General features: G+C 62.0%; 15 protein-coding genes and 3 pseudogenes. 10 read left to right on the top strand and 8 right to left on the bottom strand.

Annotated features, from left to right (window positions below; translation table 11 throughout):
* Positions 1–7 precede the first annotated feature (7 nt).
* Positions 8–1,871: pseudogene (locus MF410_RS36760) on the top strand (heavy metal translocating P-type ATPase).
* Here the strand turns inward: MF410_RS36760 and MF410_RS10020 are convergent.
* A pseudogene (locus MF410_RS10020) lies at positions 1,868–2,688 on the bottom strand (universal stress protein). The pseudogenes MF410_RS36760 and MF410_RS10020 overlap by 4 nt on opposite strands.
* Positions 2,689–2,817: 129 nt before the next feature.
* Here MF410_RS10020 and MF410_RS10015 point away from each other — a divergent pair.
* Entirely contained in the window at positions 2,818–3,276 is a 459-nt protein-coding gene (locus MF410_RS10015) for a pyridoxamine 5'-phosphate oxidase family protein (protein WP_165503982.1), read from the top strand.
* 399 nt (positions 3,277–3,675) lie between these two features.
* Here the strand turns inward: MF410_RS10015 and MF410_RS10010 are convergent, their stop codons facing one another.
* Positions 3,676–4,086 carry a universal stress protein gene (locus tag MF410_RS10010; RefSeq protein WP_097625191.1) on the bottom strand — a complete coding sequence of 137 codons (411 nt, stop codon included), beginning with the start codon at positions 4,084–4,086 and terminating at the stop codon, positions 3,676–3,678.
* Between the two features lies 1 nt (position 4,087).
* Entirely contained in the window at positions 4,088–4,387 is a 300-nt protein-coding gene (locus tag MF410_RS10005) for a hypothetical protein (protein ID WP_097625192.1), read from the bottom strand.
* Positions 4,388–4,551: 164 nt separating this feature from the next.
* On the opposite strand from MF410_RS10005, the gene MF410_RS10000 reads away from it, so the two are divergent.
* The 3 genes from MF410_RS10000 (at position 4,552) to MF410_RS09990 (ending at position 7,771) form a co-directional block, all read left to right on the top strand.
* Positions 4,552–5,535, top strand: a complete 984-nt coding sequence (locus tag MF410_RS10000; RefSeq protein WP_179867105.1) for a zinc-dependent alcohol dehydrogenase family protein — start codon at positions 4,552–4,554, stop codon at positions 5,533–5,535.
* Positions 5,536–5,643: 108 nt separating this feature from the next.
* The gene (locus tag MF410_RS09995) at positions 5,644–6,999 is read left to right on the top strand and encodes a trypsin-like peptidase domain-containing protein (RefSeq protein WP_097625193.1); all 1,356 of its coding nucleotides are present in this window, start codon (positions 5,644–5,646) and stop codon (positions 6,997–6,999) included.
* 124 nt (positions 7,000–7,123) lie between these two features.
* Positions 7,124–7,771 carry a BON domain-containing protein gene (locus tag MF410_RS09990; RefSeq protein WP_097625451.1) on the top strand — a complete coding sequence of 216 codons (648 nt, stop codon included), beginning with the start codon at positions 7,124–7,126 and terminating at the stop codon, positions 7,769–7,771.
* 267 nt (positions 7,772–8,038) lie between these two features.
* Here the strand turns inward: MF410_RS09990 and MF410_RS09985 are convergent, their stop codons facing one another.
* Genes MF410_RS09985 through MF410_RS09975 form a run of 3 tightly spaced genes read right to left on the bottom strand, consistent with a single transcriptional unit; the run spans position 8,039 to position 10,697 of the window.
* Positions 8,039–9,943: a PAS domain-containing sensor histidine kinase gene (locus MF410_RS09985; protein ID WP_239620421.1), complete on the bottom strand. Its 1,905-nt coding sequence runs from the start codon at positions 9,941–9,943 to the stop codon at positions 8,039–8,041.
* The gene (locus tag MF410_RS09980) at positions 9,832–10,230 is read right to left on the bottom strand and encodes a helix-turn-helix domain-containing protein (protein WP_239620420.1); all 399 of its coding nucleotides are present in this window, start codon (positions 10,228–10,230) and stop codon (positions 9,832–9,834) included. The genes MF410_RS09985 and MF410_RS09980 overlap by 112 nt, the downstream gene beginning before the upstream one ends.
* Positions 10,149–10,697 carry a cyclic nucleotide-binding domain-containing protein gene (locus MF410_RS09975; RefSeq protein WP_239620358.1) on the bottom strand — a complete coding sequence of 183 codons (549 nt, stop codon included), beginning with the start codon at positions 10,695–10,697 and terminating at the stop codon, positions 10,149–10,151. The genes MF410_RS09980 and MF410_RS09975 overlap by 82 nt, the downstream gene beginning before the upstream one ends.
* A gap of 123 nt (positions 10,698–10,820) precedes the next feature.
* Between MF410_RS09975 and MF410_RS09970 the strand changes: the two genes are divergently transcribed.
* On the top strand, positions 10,821–11,564 hold the full coding sequence (locus MF410_RS09970; protein WP_097625196.1) for a response regulator transcription factor: 744 nt from the start codon (positions 10,821–10,823) through the stop codon (positions 11,562–11,564).
* Here MF410_RS09970 and MF410_RS09965 read toward each other — a convergent pair.
* A complete protein-coding gene (locus MF410_RS09965) occupies positions 11,527–11,970 on the bottom strand; it encodes a hypothetical protein (protein ID WP_097625197.1) in 444 nt (147 codons plus the stop codon). The two genes, MF410_RS09970 and MF410_RS09965, sit on opposite strands and share 38 nt — an antisense overlap.
* A 206-nt stretch (positions 11,971–12,176) precedes the next feature.
* On the opposite strand from MF410_RS09965, the gene MF410_RS09960 reads away from it, so the two are divergent.
* Positions 12,177–12,686, top strand: a complete 510-nt coding sequence (locus MF410_RS09960; RefSeq protein ID WP_165503981.1) for an Hsp20/alpha crystallin family protein — start codon at positions 12,177–12,179, stop codon at positions 12,684–12,686.
* A 79-nt stretch (positions 12,687–12,765) separates the two neighbouring features.
* On the opposite strand, the gene MF410_RS09955 is transcribed toward MF410_RS09960, so the two are convergent.
* A complete protein-coding gene (locus MF410_RS09955; protein WP_097625199.1) occupies positions 12,766–13,413 on the bottom strand; it encodes a BON domain-containing protein in 648 nt (215 codons plus the stop codon).
* Between the two features lie 214 nt (positions 13,414–13,627).
* Here MF410_RS09955 and MF410_RS09950 point away from each other — a divergent pair, with 214 nt between their 5' ends.
* The 3 genes and pseudogenes from MF410_RS09950 (at position 13,628) to MF410_RS09940 (ending at position 16,760) form a co-directional block, all read left to right on the top strand.
* Positions 13,628–15,262 carry an MBL fold metallo-hydrolase gene (locus MF410_RS09950; RefSeq protein WP_097625200.1) on the top strand — a complete coding sequence of 545 codons (1,635 nt, stop codon included), beginning with the start codon at positions 13,628–13,630 and terminating at the stop codon, positions 15,260–15,262.
* A complete protein-coding gene (locus MF410_RS09945) occupies positions 15,243–15,596 on the top strand; it encodes a hypothetical protein (protein ID WP_097625201.1) in 354 nt (117 codons plus the stop codon). Before MF410_RS09950 ends, MF410_RS09945 begins: the two co-directional genes overlap by 20 nt.
* A pseudogene (locus MF410_RS09940) lies at positions 15,589–16,760 on the top strand (acetate/propionate family kinase). Before MF410_RS09945 ends, MF410_RS09940 begins: the two are co-directional and overlap by 8 nt.
* The last annotated feature ends 120 nt before the right edge of the window (positions 16,761–16,880 follow it).

Genomic DNA, 16,880 nt, shown 5'->3' with positions numbered 1-16,880 from the left:
GTGAGAGGTGGCTACAGCGGCGGCTTGGTGGGCTGGTAGGTGGACGTGGCCTGAGGGCGGGCTGTCGCGACTGAGGGAAGGAGACTCCCGGTCGGGCCTTCTGGTGCTGTCGTCGCTGCTTGCGCTTGCGGCCGCATTCGCCTTCTATCTCGCGGGTCACGGCCCTGGATATCGGTTAATCCTGGTGGGCTGCACCAGCCTGAGTCTGCTGTCCCTTTGCGTTGAAATCGCCAAGAAGCTGCAGAAAGAGGAATACGGTCTGGACCTGATCGCGGCCCTGGCCATGGGGTCCTCCTTATGGTTCGGCGAATATCTCGCCGGAGCGATCGTCGGCCTCATGTATTCCGGCGGTCAGTTTCTGGAGGCATACGCACATCGTCGCGCCGACGAGGGGATGTCGGCTTTGCTGGCGCAAGTTCCGCGGACCGCCCTGCGGCTTGCCGGGAGTGGCTTCGAAGAAATTCCGATCGAGACGGTCGCAGTCGGCGACGTGCTCCTGATACGCAAGGGAGACGTCGTACCGGCGGACGGGGCGCTTGTCGGCGAATTCGCAACGATCGACCAGGCGGTTTTAACCGGAGAGCCTTTCCCGGTGCGCATCGCCAAGGGTGGAAGCATTTCGAGTGGCGCTACGAACGATGGCGACGCGGTTGAAATCCGTGTTCTAAGCCGTGCCGAGGACAGCACCTATGCAGGAATAGTCAGACTCGTGGAAGCGTCGAAGCGATCCAAGGCGAAGCTGATGCGCCTGGCCGACCGGTTCTCGGTCTGGTTCCTGTTCGCTACGATCGCGGTCGCAGGACTATCGGCAATCTTGTCCGGAGACATGTCACGGATCGTGGCCGTGCTGGTCGTCGCCACGCCATGTCCGTTGATCTTAGCCGTACCCGTCGCACTTGCGGCCGGCACTTCAAAAGCCGCCAAGGAGGGCGTTCTGGTGAAGGGAGCGGGACCTCTTGAGGCCCTCGCCCAAGCCACCGTAGTAGTGTTCGACAAGACGGGGACGCTCACCGCAGGACAGCCCGAAGTCGGCGCGATAGACGGCCCGGAGCATCCAGACAGAATCCTGCGGCTGGCCGCCTCGCTGGACCAGGCGTCCGGCCATGTGGTCGGACGCGCGCTGGTGGACGAGGCGCATAGGCGTGGATTAGTGTTGACCCGCCCGTCGGGGGTGACCGAGACTGCGGGATCCGGGATCTCCGGAATCGTCGATGGCGTGCATGTCGACGTCGGAGGAGACACCTATTTCGGAGAGGTTCCGCCGTCCGGGCCGAACGGTTCAAGCAGCGCAATGCGTGTGAAGGTGCTCTTTGACGGCGCGTCGGCTGGCACGATCACGCTCGAAGACCGGCTTCGCAAAGACGCCGTCCAGCTCGTCAACCAGCTCAGGGCATCAGGGATTTCTCGAATAGTCCTCGCTTCCGGGGACGAGCTTGCCTATCGCGACAGCCATAGCTCGCTCTCTGGGCCTGGACGACGTCGCGGCGAGGCTCGATCCCGCAGACAAAGTCGCAGTCATCGAGAAGGAGCGCGTCCACGGGAGAGTTCTGATGGTCGGCGACGGAGTGAACGACGCGCCAGCGCTGGCGGCAGCCGAAGTCGGAATCGCGGTGGGCGTCGAAAACCTTGCGGCGGCTGCGGAGGCTGCGGATATCGTGCTCGTCCGGGACGACCTCACGCAGATAGTGAAGGCGATCGGCATCGCGCGTCGTTCACGCAAAATCGCGCTTCAGAGCATCTATACGGGTATAGGTCTCTCGCTCATCGCGATGGGGTTTGCGGGAGCGGGATACCTTCCGCCGGTTGGCGGCGCGTTGCTTCAGGAGGCCATCGACGTGGCGGTCATCCTCAACGCCCTTCGCGCCCTCTAATGGGCGAGAAGCGCTGGTAGCTCGGCCTTGACGAGCAGTTCCCGAGTGACGCCGCCGAGGATGAATTCACGAAGCCGGGAATGGCCAAATCCGCCCGCGACCAGAAGGTCCGCTTTTCGTTCCAGCGCGGCCGATTGGATGGCAGCGGTCGCGGTCTCTCCACCTGCCTGAATCGATACGTCTTCCACTTCGAATCCCGAGTGCTTCAAAGAAGAGATCAGTAGCGAGCGGTTCGCCTCGTCGATCTCCTTGTCGTCGGTGATCGAGATGACCTGCACCTTGGTCGCGCGTTCGATGAAAAAGCGGGCGCAGGATAGGGCACGTGCTGCGGTGGCGCTGCCGTCCCAGGCAACGGCGATCGTGTCCACGCGAGAGCAGACGCTGGTGGCGGGAAACAGTACGATAGGACGGCCGCTCCCGAACAGCAGCGTCTCGGAAAACTGGCGGGACAGTTCCGAGGCCTCGACGATGGAGAGGTCGTGACACCTGGCGATTTCGGAAAAACGTTCGTAGACGAACGGCTCCGTGGCCTCGAATCCATGGATTCGCACTTCGACGCCAGTCTCCGAAACAGCGTGATCGAGATGTTCCCGCAACAAAGTCCCGCTGTGCCGGCTATTCCCCTCTGCTTGTTCCCGCCATGTGTCGACATCGATAAAAGTGGGAAAGGGCTGATGGACCTGGGGATCCGGACTTGCGGGATGCTGGCGACGAGATCGGCGTCGTTCTGCCGAGCGAGGCCGATAGCATTGTCGACTATGGTGAAGGAACTGGGGTCGGGATAGGTCGATAACGGGAGATGGAACTGCGGCTTCATGCTGGCCTCCTGAGGTTAAACAGCCGTCATGATGCCTGCCGCGGAGAGAGTTCGCATTGCGCTTTGTCAAGGCCGCGGCGCAACGAAGCTCCTATGATCTTGCCTTCATTAAAGCTGGAGGACACGGCCATGACGATCAAGCTGACGGAGATCAACCCCGGTGAGTGCTACCGGATCCTTGAGAACGAGCGCTTCGGTCATCTCGCCTGCTGCAAGGATGGGCAGCCTTACGTGGCGGCGATCTATTTCGCCTTTTCCAGCGGGGTTGCCTATAGCTTCACCATGCCCGGCAAGAAGCTCGACTGGATGCGGGGAAACGACAAGGTCTGCCTTCACGTCGAGCAGCGTTCGAGCGCAGGCGGGTGGACGAGCGTCGTTGTCGAAGGCAGGTTCGAGGAGTTTCCTGACAGCGACGCGCGACGAAGCGAAAGGCTCCATGCATGGTCGCTTCTCCAAAAGTATTCGGACTGGTGGGAGATCGGCTCCATGAAGCCCCACGAGCTCCCCATGCTCGACGGCTCTCCTCACGTCTTCTACGGGATCGTCGTAACGGCCGTGTCGGGTCGAAGCGCAGTCAGGACGGAATGACCGACGATCCTCGCGCTGATTCCACATCCCGCAAACGGAGCACCACATGCCAATTCCCTCAGCCTGCATCGCAGCGAAACGCTCAACGCCGACCTCCCGCCCATTGTTAGCAAGCGGTTCCTGATCCAAGTCACTACGGATTTGACGGCGTCCGCCGCGCGACGGGGCTACGATACTGTGAATTCCTGGCTCGACTTGTCGGCAGCATCGACAACGGTGATGCGGTCGAGGTCCTTTCGGACGACGTTGAGAGCGAGCTGGAGCAGTATCCCAGGGAGGCGGCGCGGCTATGCGAGGCCGGGTCAAGAACGTTGTCGCACGCCGCCGAACTGTATTGTGACGCCGCCTCCTGTCAGGTTAGCGAGGCTGAAGCGAAGACTGTCGTGTGAAGCGCGGGGCTTACCGGGTCGTTCGCAAGACGAGCACGGAGCATGGTGCACGCTGCACGACATGGTCCACGACCGAGCCGAAGACTCGGTCGAGCACGTCGTCTCGGTGAGAGGCGATCACAACGAGATCGGCGGCGATCTCCTTCGCGATGGCGATGATGACCTGAGACGGGTTGCCCGCGCGGACGCGTATCAAAGCAGGAGTGTTGGTCGACCGCAAAGCTTCCGAAAGTCTGCTCTCGGCGGCGGCCATCACATCGACCGCCCAATCGTCCGGCGCGGCAGACAAAGGCAGACCCTCAACCGCGTGAATGAGGTGGAGGCTTCCGTTGGGCGCGAGCTGCGCGCGGGCCGTTTCGACGAGCTGTAGCATGCGTTGCCGGGATCCTCGGCCGATGGCGCAGACGATGGTGGCGAACATGTCAGTATATGTCCTTTCCAGATAGGCTGACGAACTCGGTCGTCAGGCCATCGTCATGCGCTTCCTTGAGAAGCCGATCGGCGCTCATGATGTCGAGACACATGGTGCCAGTGAAGGATTGCCGGAGCGCGCAGCAAAAATGGTCTCTCGCCCACGCCTCGCCTCGCGGCGTCACTGCTGTCACCTCCCAGCGATCCTCGTCTCGACGTCCGAGAACAAGGTCTGCGCACGTTCGCTCGACCGGAGGAATGGTCGTGGCTATGTCGGTTGCTGTCTTGCGTGCCTCTTCTTGTTCGCGCATGTCCGTCTCCTTTGGATGAGGTCGTGGCGCTGTGTCCACGAGCCTATCTGCTCTAAGACAATCGGTCTTTGACGAGTATCAATCCGGATGTTTGACCGGGATCAAGCCGGGGCCCGGTAGGTGGTGATACGACTATAGCGATGCCCATGCCGATGGAGGGAAACGTGAGGGCCATGGTACTGGAAGAGGTGGGGCAGCCGCTCCGTCTAGTGGAGCGGCCGGACCCGCCAGCGTCGCCCGGCCACGTCGTCGTCAAGGTGGAGGCCTGCGGCGTCTGCCGGACGGACCTTCACGTCTGCGACGGAGACCTCTCCCAGCCAAAGCTTCCCCTCGTTCCGGGGCATGAGATTGTGGGAACCGTGATCGCAGCGGGCGAGGGCGTTCCTCGTCGTCTTATCGGTCGAAAAGTCGGGGTACCCTGGCTGGGCCACACCTGCGGCCACTGCCCATATTGCCGACAGGGTCGCGAGAATCTTTGCGACGCCCCCGGCTTCACCGGCTACTCGATCGACGGCGGCTTCGCGACGCATGCGGTCGTCGAGGCGGGCTACGCGTTCGAACTGCCTAACGATACGGACTCGGTGGCGACCGCGCCTCTTCTCTGCGCTGGCCTCATCGGGTGGCGATCCTTGAAGATGGCGGGCGAGGGGAGGACGATCGGCATCTACGGGTTCGGCGCGGCCGCCCACATCCTCGTGCAGGTGTGCAAGCATCGGAGCCAGAGCGTCTATGCGTTCGTGCGTCCTGGAGACCAGGCTGGGCGGAAGTTCGCGCTTGATCTTGGCGCCGTCTGGGCCGGGTTCTCCGGTGAGAGGCCGCCGGTGCCCCTCGACGCCGCCATCATCTTCGCGCCGGCCGGCGAGCTCGTGCCGATGGCGCTCGACGTAGTGCGGAAGGGCGGAACGGTGGTCTGCGGCGGCATCCACATGTCAGACATCCCGAGCATGCCCTACCGTCTGCTCTGGGGCGAGCGGCGGGTCGTTTCGGTGGCGAACCTGACGCGGGGCGACGGGGAGGAATTCTTCTCGATCGCGAAGGCGGCCGAGGTCAGATGCGTGACCATCGTCTACGCGCTTGAACATGCAAACGAGGCTCTCGACGACCTGCGGGCAGGCCGCATCAACGGCGCAGCCATCATCGTGCCATAGCCGCCATCCGCGTTGACGAGGATCAATGCGGATCGATCGGGCAAAACGGAAGCTTCTTCGTCAAGACGTCCGTCGACAACCGGCGGCGCTTCCGCGAGGAGATCAGAGATGTCGCGTTCGTTGCTAGCCCTGGGGGCGCTCTTCATCGCAGGTGAGAGCCTGTTGTCGGCTCCCGCCGTTGCAAACAGCCTGTCGCTCGCGCCCATGCTCCAGCGTGTCGTGCCGAGCGTCGTCAGCATCTCGGTGCAGGGCAAGGAACTCGACGACGCGGATGCGACGCTCGCCGATCCCTTCTACAGAAAGTTTTTCGGACTACCTGACGACGCCGCGCCGGCAGAGAACGGCTTCCAATCGGCCGGCTCGGGTGTCGTCATCGACGAGGTCCACGGCTACATCGTCACCAACCAACATGTCATAGCAAGCGCCTCGAAAATCGAGGTGGCGCTCTCCGATGGCCGACGCTTCAAAGCGAAACTCGTCGGCGCCGATCCCGAGACGGATGTCGCCGTCGTTCAAATTCCACCCGATCATCTTGTTCATGCCGATTTTGGAAGCGCGTCCTCGCTCCATGTCGGCGACGTCGTCGTGGCAATCGGAAATCCCTTCGGCCTGGGCCAGACCGCCACTATGGGCATCGTCAGCGCGCTTGGACGCCGGGCCGTGGGATCGGAGGGGTACGAAGGATTCATTCAGACGGACGCTTCGACAAATCCCGGCAACTCGGGCGGCGCACTTGTAAACGAGGACGGCGTCGTCGTCGGGATCAACAGCGCGATCATCGGGCCGGCCGGCGGAAGCATCGGCATTGGTTTTGCAGTGCCCGCCGAGACCGTCGGCATCGTGATGCGGCAGCTCATCCTGACCGGCAAGCTGGTACGCGGCGAGGTGGGACTGGTCACGCAGGACCTGACGCCCGGTCTTGCAAAAGCGTTCGGCGTGGATGAAGAGCCGGGGGCGCTCGTCAGCGAAGTCCGGCCCGGTTCGCCGGCTGCGAATGCAGGAATTCAGCCGGGCGACGTCGTCCGAATGGTCGACGGAAGGACAGTGCGCGGCGCGTCCGACGTACGCAGGCTTGTGGGATCGCTACCATTGCAGTCCAAGCCATCCTTCCAGATCGATCGCGCCAGCCGAAGGATAGAGGTCTTTCCTGAGGTATCCGCCGCACCGGTCGCCGAACCGGCCGCTCCTCGTACCATCCATATCTCCCGTGGCCCTCTCGCCGACGTCGAGATGGCGAACTCCCCCGACGGTCTCGGCGCGCGCGTCGTCGTCGCGACGGAGGGCTCGGTCGCTGCACAGGCCGGCCTGCAGCCGGACGACGTTATCGTCGCTGTCGACCAGCAGCCGGTGACCGACGTCGGGCAACTTCTCGCAATTCTCTTGAAGGAGCATGCCCGCGCTCTCATCACCGTCGTGAGGAACGGCCACCGCCTCTTCGTGGCCACCGACGTGCAGACTCAGTAGCGAGTTCGCAGACGATGTTCGGTCCGCTGAGATCTCAAGGTCGCTCACCTGCTTGATGAAGATCAAAGACGGAATTCTACGGCACGGGCACGATCGGCACGTCGCAAACCTGAAGGAGGTTGTCATGAACGACATTCAACTCAGACAGAACATTCTTGACGAAATGGAATTCGAGCCCAGCATCGACGCGGCTGATATCGGCGTCGCGGTCGACAGCGGGATTGTAACCCTGACGGGTCATGTGCGCACCTACGCGGAGAAGGAAGCCGCCGAGCGAGTAGTTCGTCGCGTCAAGGGCGTGCGCGGAATTGCTGCCGAAATTGAAGTGCGGATCTTCGGACCCAAGGAAACAGACGACGACGACATCGCCCGGCGAGCTGTCAAAATGCTCGACTGGAACGTTTCCGTGCCAAAGGATTCCGTGCAGGTGCGGGTTCTCACAGGGTGGGTGACCCTGCGGGGCGAGGTCGAGTGGCAATATCAAAAGAACGCGGCTTACGACGCAGTGCGCGATCTCGCCGGCGTGGTGGGGGTATCCAATCTCGTGGAGCTGAAGCCCCGCGTTACGGCCGTGGATGTCAAGAAGCGCATAGAGGATGCGTTTCAGCGCGACGCCGCTCTTGACGCCGATGCAATTAGGATCGATGTGAAAGGCAGAAAGGTTATCCTCTCAGGCAAGGTGAAGACCTGGTCGGAACGGCAGGCGGCGGAACGCGCTGCATGGTCCGCTCCGGGGATCAGCACTCTCGACGATCGGCTGACGGTCGGGTGATCGAATATCGTGGGCTGCTAGACGTTAGCCGCTCCGCCTACATTCAGCAGCAAGGGCGCCGCTGAGCGCCCTTTGCATAGCCTCAAATTTCCGAGATCGACTTGCGCGCAAATCTCGTCTCCGAAATTCCGTGCTTGCCAATGCAGAGCCTCCGTCGCGAGTGCAGGGAAACCTTTGTTGTTCTTGGAGAACGGCCTTGGGCGGGGACGTAGCCCGCGGGATCTTCCGCGAAGACAGACATGCGCCTCGACGCCGTCCGCGCCGCGTTCATTTTTTTAAATTGAAATCCTGCAGTCGAGCAGAATCTCGATCATGCCTCGCGTCGAGCAGCAGCCTGAGACGAGCCGACATCTCCGAAGCCGTATACGGCTTCTTCAGCCAGCCGGCGCCCGCTTCGATCTCCTTCTCCGCAGCATGAGGCTCCGAAAAGCCCGACGTGAGAAGAATTTTCACCGTCGGCCAGCGCTCGCGTACCCTTCGGGCCAGTTCGTCGCCGTTCATCCCAGGCATGGCAACATCGGTGAACAGAAGCGCTACGTCATGCGCCGCCTCCAGCTCCTTCAACGCGTCGATCCCGTTCGTAGCTTCGATCACTGAATAGCCAAGCGTCTCCAGACGGCCGACCGTCACTCTGCGAACTCTCGCGTCGTCCTCGACCACCAGGATGGTTTCCGTGCCTCGAGACGGGGCGTCCTCGGCCCGCTGTTCGCCGGGAAGGGAATCTTTTCCGGCGTCGGCGCGTGGAAGGAAGAGGCGTACCGTTGTCCCCTCGCCAGGTTCGCTATAGAGCTGCAAGTGTCCTGCGGATTGCTTGGCGAAACCGTAGACCATGCTGAGCCCAAGTCCCGTTCCCGAACCCGTCGGCTTTGTTGTGAAGAACGGTTCGAAAGCACGTTCCATCACCTCCGAGGTCATTCCAGTGCCCGTGTCTGTCACCGAAATGAGGACGTATTTGCCGGGGCGGATCGCCGGGTACATGCCGGCGTAGTCGGAGTCGATCTCGACGCCGGATATCTCGATCGCCAGGCGGCCGCCGGCAGGCATCGCGTCCCTGGCGTTGAGCGAAAGGTTGAGAAGCGCGCTCTGGAGCTGCGCCTTGTCCGCCATTGCGCTCAGCCGCCGTCCAGGAATGATCGTCCGGAGCTCGACGGAGTCGCCGAGCGTTCGCTGGACGAGGTCTGAAAACTCTCCAAGCAGGGCGCCGACGTCCAGCACCTTCGGTGCGAGAGCTTGCCGCCTTCCGAACGCCAGAAGCTGCGAGGTCAGTCTGGCGCCGTCGTCGGCCGCGGACTGCGCCTCGCGCAGCAGGGACAACTGCCCCGGCTCGGCCAGACGGGCCTCCAGCATTTCGAGGTTGCCGCTGATGACGGCGAGCAGATTGTTGAAGTCGTGGGCGAGCCCTCCAGTCAACTGGCCGACCGCCTCCATCTTCTGCGACTGCCGCAGCTCGGCTTCTATGCGGTGGCGGCTCGTGAGATCCCTTACGAAGCCCGTGAAGGTCCGCTTGCCGCCCACGATCGCCTCGCCGACCGAGAGCTCCATCGGAAAGGTGGTCCCGTTCTTTCTGAGACCGACGACCACGCGCCCATAGCCGATGATCCGGCGGCGCCCGGTCCGGATGTATGAATCCAAGTATCCGTCGTGCGCCTCCCGGTCGGGCGAGGGCATCAGCATGGAGACGTTCCGCCCGGTGGTCTCGTGCGCGGAGTAGCCGAAGAGTTTCTCCGCCGCAGCGCTGAAAGAAGCGATGACACCTCTGTCGTCTATGACGACCATTGCGTCTGGGACCGTATCAAGAATGGACTGGAGGTGAGCCTGTCGCTCCCGCAGTTCGTGCTCGACCTCCTGCATGAGTGTCACGTCGTTGTTGGACTGGACGATGAGCGTGTCAGGATCGCCAAGTTCGAGGAGGGTCCACCGTGTCACAATGGCCAGCCTGACACCGTCCTTCCGTCGGTGACCCACCTGACCGCTCCAAGATCCCTTGGTACGCACATTGGCTCGAATCTCCGCCACGTCTGCCGGAAATTGCGTATCCAGGAGCTCGTGCACCACCTTTCCTACAGCCTCCGTGGCGGACCATCCGTAGAGTTGCTCGCAGCCCGAGGTCCAGCGCTGGATGACGCCGTCCAAGCCGTGGACGATGAGGTTGGCCCCGTCGAATATGCGCACGATCCGGTCCAGGTCGGTTTCACTGGTAGCGTATTCCAGCATAGCGTGCTCCAGAGTTCTGTCTCTTCGAACTCGTCGTCCGGGTCTTCGTCGGCGGCGCGGGCCAGTGACGACCGGCTGGCAACCTTGAACTGATGCTTGTCCGCAGGCAATAGTATGCTCTTGGCGACTAGCTTGGTAAGCGTCCTCGACACGGTCTCGATCGTCATGCCGAGATGGTCGGCGATGTCGGCGCGCACCATTGGCAGACTGATCGTCCGGCCGTCCCGCCCCTCGTTCCGCTCCAGCTGATGAAGAAGGAAGGTGCAGACACGCTGCTCGGCGTTCTATGCGACAGCAGGAGCATGTGGTCCTGTGCCGCCGAGATTTCGTCGCGAAGTTGCGACAGAAGCTGAAGCCGGAAATCAGGCACGAGTTGCAGTTCCTCTTCCAGCGTCCGCTTGTTCATCCGGGTGAAGGCCACGTCATCGATGGCCTCGCCTGCAAACATGTAGCGGTTGCGAAATGACAAGCCGACCAGGTCGCCCGCGCCAAGGAAACCGATGATGAGGCGGCGGCCGTCGGGAAGGAACCGGCATATGCGGACGTTCCCGCGGACGATGCGAAACACATGGCGGGCGGCGTCGCCCTCGAAGAAGATCGTGGTTCCCGACTGGGCAGTCTCGACGGTCTGGCGCATGAACAGGGGCGCGAAGTCGATCATTCCATGCGCCCGCGGCCGTTCGAGTGAATGGATGTTTGATACCGCTTGCATGTCGTGGCCTCCATCTGCCGTTGCTTGGCCTGGATTTGACCGAACCCTGATGACACCGGAATGCGAGAAGCGTAAGACTTGGTGCGATTGTGTAACAATCCGTAACAGGCGAAGAAAGCCGGAATGACGAGCGGAACTCTCAGGCGGACCCGCATACTTGTCGTGGACGACGATGTCCGGATTCAGAGAATGCTTGCGCAGTACCTCGGCGAGGAGGGATTCGACGTCGACGTGGCAGGCAGCAGCTCACAGATGCGCGCGAGAATGGCGGGCGCGAAATTCGACGCCGTCCTGCTCGACGTCGTCCTGCCGGGAGACTGTGACGGACTCCAACTCGCAAGGGAAATCCGTTCAGGTTCGGACGTCCCCATCATCATGCTGTCCGGCCGCGACGATGTGATGGACCGCGTCGTCGGTCTGGAGGTCGGCGCGGACGACTATATTGGCAAGCCATTCCATCTCCGGGAGGTGCTCGCCCGCGTGAGGACGGTTCTGCGAAGACGAACAGTTTCAACCGAACCCGCACCCCCGGAAGAAGGCGTGCTCCGTTTCGCGGGATGGCGGCTTGACGTAGAACGGAGAGCGGTGACCAACCCGGCCGGGGACGAAGTGGCGATGTCGACGGGGGAGTTCGACATGCTGCATGTATTCGCCACCCATGCCGGGCGCGTCATGACCCGTGACATACTGATGGACTTGACGCACAAGCGTGGCCGCGACGGCTTCGACCGAACTATCGACGCGCTGATCGTGAGGCTGCGGCGCAAGATAGAGACGGATCCGGCCAATCCTAGCCTGATTAAGTCCGTCCGCGGCGTCGGATATCTCTTTACAGCAAGGCCGGAGACGGCTTCTGGTCGATCCTGAACATCAGGCCATGATCCCACCGGCGAAATCGGTCTTCGCTTTCCATCTCTGAGAAATCACCTGGAAACTGCGCCCAGAACCGCATGTAGTCGCATCCCGCCGATCGCCTTCGCAGCGAGGTGAACAGGAGGTCCGTGATGGTCACGTCGTCAATGACGCTCGCCACCGCGAAGATCGGCACGTCCATCAATCGTCCGGCGATCGGATGCGTGCCGATCCGGTAGACGGCCAGCCCACGCACATAACCTGCCGGATCCTTTAACGAGACGAGCGTCCACCGATCGGCGCTCGCCACCACTCGCGCCCAATCGTCGGCAGAAAAGCACGGAGCCGCCACCTGAATCAGGCTGTAGGCGATCAGCGCATCGTCCAAGTGGAGCAGGTGGACGCAATATCCCGATGTCATGGCGGCTTTCCTCCTCGATCGAGAGGAAATCTTCGCATGGTCCGGCAATTGGGGCCTTGTCCCAGGTCAATCCTCAGTCCGAGGAAACTCGAATGACAAAAGCCAGGGTGATTTGATGGTGATCAAAGACTGAGATTGCAATGGACTGTTCTATGTACGCGTCGCCGCCTGTGAACGACGGTATTCTTGAGAGAAGGAGAATGACAATGGCAGACTCTTCAACGAAACTTTCCGTTAAGACCGAAGCAAGGCCGGCGGCCCCCGCCGACCGCTGGTGGCCCCTCGACAGCCTCCGGTCCGAGATCGACCGCGTGTTCAACGACTTCGGGAGCCCGTCGATTTTCGACCGGGCCTTCAGCAGGATGCCGGCCGCGTTCTCGCGCGGCATGCTCGCCGTCGATCTCGTTGAATCCGACAAAGCCTTCGAGCTGTCGGCCGAGCTTCCAGGCGTCGACGCCAAGGATCTTGACATCACGCTCGCCGACGGTGTGCTCACCATCAAGGGCGAGAAGAACGAGGCCAAGGAAGAGAAGGAAAAGGACTATTACCTCTCCGAACGGCGCTACGGGTCGTTCCACCGAAGCCTGGAATTGCCGCGCGGCGTGGACAGCGAGAAGATCGAGGCAAAGTTCTCCAACGGCGTTCTCAAGGTGACGCTGCCGAAGACACCCGAGCGGCAGCAAAACAGCAAGAAGATCACGGTGAAGGCGGCCTGACGGTCAACCCTCCGCTACGCCGAGGGGGTGGCGCGTACGGTGGGGCGCGGAGAGGGAGGGGCGGGCCCCTCCCTCTTTTTCAGTTGATGCGGATGTGGTTCTCGACGGCGGCAACGCCTGGTACGGACCAGGCCGTCCGCTCGGCGACGCCGCGCTCGTGCCAGGCGCGCACGCCCCCTTCGAGAACGACCTTGTCGTCCTGAACCTTGACCGTGATCCCTCCAGCGTCGACTTCGGCACTCCGTTTCAGGGCGTCCTCGATCCGACGGCGGACGTCCGGCACCGTCGGGCACGGCCGTATCGTCAGCAGATTGATGACGCCGACCACGCCGCCGAGCTTCCTGACGGCATGTTCGGCGGCAGTCCTCTGAAACCGCCAGCGCACTTCGCCCGACAACGTGACCCAGCCGCTCTCGACCTTTACATGCACCGATCCCTCCGGGAGCGCCGTGTTCCAGGCGATGATGTCGATCGCCCGCGATGCTATCTGGTCGTCCGCATGCTGCTTGTGACCGACGCGCCGCACCTCGATCTCTACAGCCACCGCCCGGACGCCCTTCATCCGCGCCGCGACGTCTTCCGCTGTCAGCTTTTCCGCGTAGGTCGACACATGACCGGAGAGGGTCGCAATGCCATCTTCCACCGAGACCCCGATATGGGCGGCGTCGATGCTGGGTTCGAACGCCAGCTCGTCGAGTATGTCCTGTTGGATTGCCAAGTCCGTCATTTTTACCTCCTGTTGGGTTCCGAAGCGCGTTGGCCTCGTGGGGTATGATGCGCCATCCAAAATTATTGGCTTTGCGCTTGGTCAATCGAACCTGGCGGTGGCCTGCATCACCCCCAAATTGCGGATCAGGCGAGCCGCGAACGGGTCTTTGACCTTCGTCAACGTGGTTTCGTCCGGAGTGCCTTAAAGTACCCGACAACACATAGGAGCTGTCATGGCCAATCCGATCCTTCACTTCCATGGCGCCGCTGGGTCGGTGACCGGATCGTGCTTCCTTTTAGAGAGCGGTGACACACGCATTCTCATCGACTGTGGAATGTTCCAGGGCTCGAAGTCGGAGAAGGAACTCAACTACAAACCATTTCCCTTCGAGCCGTCGCGGATCGACGCCGTGCTACTCACACACGCGCACATCGACCACTCGGGGCTGCTTCCGAAGCTTGCGAACGCGGGATATGCCGGGCCAATCTTTGCAACGGCAGCAACCATCGACCTTTGCACGATCATGCTGCAGGATTCGGGTCACATCCAGGAGTCGGAGGTCCGGCAGCTCAATCGAAGGAATCGGAGAAGGGCGCGAGAGACGGTGGAGCCCGTCTATACCGCCGACGACGCCCGCAGAATGCTGCCGCAGTTCATTGCCGTCGAGTACGGTGAGTGGCGGGAGACCGTTGGCGGCGTGAAGTTCCGTTATTGGAATGCTGGACACCTGATGGGTTCCGCATCGATCGAAGTCGAGGCGCCAGGCGCCGACGGGGCGACGAGATCTTTGTTCTCCGGCGACGTCGGCGCGAGCAACAAATTGTTCGAAAACCTCCCTCGGGCACCTTCAGATGTCGATTACCTCATCTGCGAAAGCACATACGGAGACCGTGAAAGGGAAGAATACGCTCTGAAAGATCGACGGGACCGGCTGCGCGAAGTAGTCGCGACTTCGAACAGCCCCAGCGGGGTTCTTCTGATTCCCTCCTTCGCCGTCGAGAGGACGCAGGAGGTGCTGACTGACCTCGTGGCCCTCATGGACGAAGGAGAGGTGCCACGGTGCCCTATCATGATAGACTCGCCGCTCGCGTCGAGAGCGACCGAGGCATTCAAGAAGCATGCGGCGGACCTCGGTCACGGCAAGGCGTTCCTTCGCGCGCTTAACGCTCAAAACGTGCGCTTCACGGAGACTGCCGAGCAGTCGAAGGCGCTCGATCTCGTCCGGGGCTTTCACATCATCATTGCGGCAAGCGGAATGTGCGAGGCAGGGCGGATTCGCCACCGCCTGAAGAACTGGCTCTGGCGGCCGGAGTGCACTGTGCTGTTCGTCGGGTTCCAGGCGGCGGGGACGCTTGGCCGTATCCTGCAGGAGGGCGCTACCGATATCCGCATCCAGGGCGAGGAGATTCACGTCTGCGCCAGGATGGCCACGCTCGACGCCTACAGCGGACACGCGGATGCAAGCGAACTGGATGCGTGGGTTGCCGAGCGGGAGCCGATCCGGAACGCAGTCTTCCTTGTCCATGGAGAGGAGCGCGCTCGTGAAGCGATGTCCGCGCGTCTCTCGAAGCAAGTTTCGGCAAAGGTCGTCTGCCCGTCGCTGGATGATGCCTACGAGCTTTCACCGGCGGGTGCACGCCTCATCGAAGACACGAGGCCCGCACGTATCAAGCCGGTCGTGCCCGGCAAGCCAGACTGGAACAACGACTATCAGCGGTTCGTTCTGGACCTGTCCGATCGTCTGAAATCCGTCGCCGACGAGAAGGGTCGCGCGGTCGTGCTGCGCAGGCTTCGACGCGCACTGGACCCGGACGAAGTTTCGGCTGCCGAAGGGAGGAGAGACGGCAATGTTGATCATGGATCGTGACTGCAAGCGCGGCGGAGAACGCTTCGCGATACCGACCCAGGGTGAGGTGCAAGGCAAGCTTACCGTCCTGGAGGTCGTCGCTATAACCTGCCTGAGGGAGGTTCTCGCTTCGAAGAATGCCTTTGCGGTCGCTGCGTTAAAGAAGAAGGTCTTGCGGGCCATGAAGGAGCAGTGCGCGCCGTTCGGTCTGTCGTCGGAAGACGAGACGTCCGTCCTCGAGTACGCATGCGAGTTCTTCGAAGAGGCAAGCAAGGAGGCAGCCAGGCAAGGCGCAACGAAGGTGGCTGCGAAGTCTGCTGGGACGGCACGCTCCAGGGCTTCGGGCCATGGATAGGGTTGCCGTCACTTTCAACGCCGGGTCCTCCAGCCTCAAGGTCGGCGTCTTCAGCCTGAAGGACGGTCGAGCACTCCGGCTGGGAGGTGGTATTGCCACGCTCGGGGACCAGCCAAGGTTCACCTTGCGATTTTCTGGCGGGGACGAGGCTGTCGATCTTCCGTCCAGTACAGAGATCGACGCGCGGCTGGTATTGCAGGTCGTCGATTGCATTGTCCGCAGAGGATTCGACCCCGTGGTGGCCGGCCATCGAATCGTCCACGGCGGACAGGTCTTCGATGGCCCCGTTCTTCTGGAGCCAGACGTCGTCCTCAGAATGGAACACCTGACGCATCTCGCGCCGGTGCACCTTCCTCCGGCGCTTGCGATCGTTCGCGCCGTCCGGAGTGCATATCCGGACATACCGCAGACTGCGTCGTTCGATACCGCATTCCATTCGTCGCAGAGCAGTCTTGCCGCGCGGCTCGCCATTCCCAGAGAGCTGCACGACGCCGGGGTCCGCAGATACGGCTTCCACGGACTTTCCTATAAGTACGTCGCCGGCGAGCTCAGGAAACACGATCCAGACCTGGCCGCCGGCCGTATCATCTGCGCGCATCTTGGAAGCGACGCGAGCCTTTGCGGAATGGTCGACGGCGTGAGCATAGACACCAGCATGGGCTTCTCCCCGCTGGGCGGAGTTCCGATGTCGACCCGGCCGGGGTCGCTCGATCCCGGCGCTGTCGTCCACCTTCTGCGCAACAATTTCCACGACGCAGACAGCCTCGAGGATTTCCTTCACCACCGTTGCGGGCTACTCGGCGTCTCCGGGAAAAGCGGTGACGTCCGGGTCCTGCTGGAGGACTTCAATCCGGCGTCCAGGGAAGCCCTCGACCTCTTCTGCTTCAGGATCGCCGGCGAGATAGGAAGGCTTGCCGTCTCTCAGGCGGGGTGGACGCCGTCGTCTTCACCGCCGGCGTCGGCGAGCATCAATCGGAAATACGCAGTGGCGTCGCGCACCATCTGGGTTGGCTGGGTCTCTCGTTGAGCGAGCCCGCGAACAAGATGAATGCTACCGTAATCAGCGCGAGGGAAAGCGAAATCGTCGCCCTTGTCATTCCGACCAACGAGGAACAAGTCATCGCCGAAGAAGCGATCGCAGTCATCAGCCGGCACAGGCTTTAAGGGTCGAACATGTTTGAACATAGCAGCCCACCGCCGACCGAGCGCGAACTCGAACTCATCGACCGCCAACTTCTGCGCGAGCCGCATCGGCCGGAACAAATCAAGCCCCGCCTTCTCGGA

The sequence above is a fragment of the Rhizobium sp. C104 genome, assembly GCF_022354505.1.
In the GTDB taxonomy this organism is placed as follows: Bacteria; Pseudomonadota; Alphaproteobacteria; order Rhizobiales; family Rhizobiaceae; genus Rhizobium; species Rhizobium redzepovicii.
The sequence above is the reverse complement of the archived record's forward strand: the minus strand, read 5'-3'. Positions and strand labels throughout refer to the sequence as shown.